The organism is Streptomyces sp. NPDC059564 (assembly GCF_042735575.1).
Lineage (GTDB): Bacteria > Actinomycetota > Actinomycetes > Streptomycetales > Streptomycetaceae > Streptomyces.
The window spans coordinates 1-1,296 of sequence record NZ_JBHWBP010000696.1; the positions used below are offsets into that span (position 1 = coordinate 1).

Genomic DNA, 1,296 nt, shown 5'->3' on the forward strand with positions numbered 1-1,296 from the left:
CGGCGTCTGCGGGCCGTCTGTGGGCTGGGGACGTGTGGGCTGTCATTTCTTGCACAGAGCAGTGTCCACGAGGGACTGGGCGTTGTCCGGGCCCTGAGCGGTGGGGGCCATGTTGGCGGTGACGGCGATCGTGGCGGCGCGGCCGTCGTCGGTGTAGCCGGTCTTCGTGCTGTAGCCGGGGGTGTCGCCGCCGTGGCCCCACATCAGGCCCCCGCAGCTCAGCGGGGTGCTGAACAGGCCCAGGCCGAACCGGATGCCGTGCCCCATGCCCTCGGGGGCTGTGACGGTGGTGCGCATCTCGGTGAGTTGTGCGGGCTTGAGGAGTTTGCCGGCGAGGAGGGCGCTGAAGAATCGGTTCAGGTCGCTGGGGGTGGAGATCAGCTGTCCCGCCGACCAGCCCCAGGAAGGGTCCACCTCGGTGTAGTCCTCCAGCGGCGCCCCGGGCTTCGCCGCGTGGTAGCCCTGGGGATGGGCCTCGCGGATGCCCTCCTCGCCGATCGCGGGGAAGTAGGTGTGGCGCAGTCCGAGGGGCTTGATGATCCGCTGGTTGATCTGTTCCACCAGCGGTCGGCCGGTGACCTTCTCGATGAGCAGCCCCGCGAGGATGTAGTTGGTGTTGCTGTACGCCACGCTGGTTCCGGGCGCGAACTCTGCCTTGTGGGCCAGCGCGACGTCGACCAGCTCGCGGGGCTGGTAGTAGCGATGGCGGTCGCCGAGCACCGCGTCGAGCATGAAGGCGGTGTAGTTGGGCAGTCCGCTGGTGTGCTGGAGCAGCTGGCGGACCGTGATGACGCGGCCGTCGATGCCCTCGCCCCGGACGAGGTTCGGCAGGTACGTCTCGATGGGGGAGTCCAGCGAGACCTTGCCCTCGCCGACCAGTTGGAGGACGACCGTGGCGGTGAAGGTCTTCGTGTTGCTGCCCGCCCGGACCTGACCGTCGACCGGAACCGGCGCCTTGGTCTTGAGGTCCGCGACACCGGCCGTGTAGTTGCGGACCCGCCCGTTCTGGTCCGTCGTGGAGGCGAGGGCGGCCGGGTAGCGGTCGTCGCGCACCAGCCGCTCCAGCCCTTGCCGGACCGCATCGCCGCCACCGGCCTGGGCCACCGAGGGCAGCGCCCCCACGGTCAAGGCGGCAGCCAGCACTGCCACCGTCGTCATTCGCTTCCTGGACATCTGGTGTGATCGCATGCCCCGAGGCTAGGAATCCCCCCAGACCCGACACATCGCCCCCCGGCACGAGTACTCAGGTCCTAACGCCCTCCCACCACCAGGACCGCAGTCCACCCGCAGACGCCA

Annotated in this window: 1 protein-coding gene; it reads right to left on the reverse strand. The window is 69.4% G+C overall.

Going from position 1 to position 1,296, the window contains the following annotated elements; genetic code table 11:
* Window positions 1-42: 42 nt before the first annotated feature.
* The gene (locus ACFV0Q_RS41725; protein WP_385013342.1) at window positions 43-1,158 is read right to left on the reverse strand and encodes a serine hydrolase domain-containing protein; all 1,116 of its coding nucleotides are present in this window, start codon (window positions 1,156-1,158) and stop codon (window positions 43-45) included.
* Window positions 1,159-1,296: the final 138 nt, after the last annotated feature.

What these genes read in the sequence shown, in the direction of transcription:
- ACFV0Q_RS41725 (WP_385013342.1), bottom strand. Translation starts at nt 1,158, where the DNA reads ATGACGACGGTGGCAGTGCTGGCTGCCGCCTTGACCGTGGGGGCGCTG.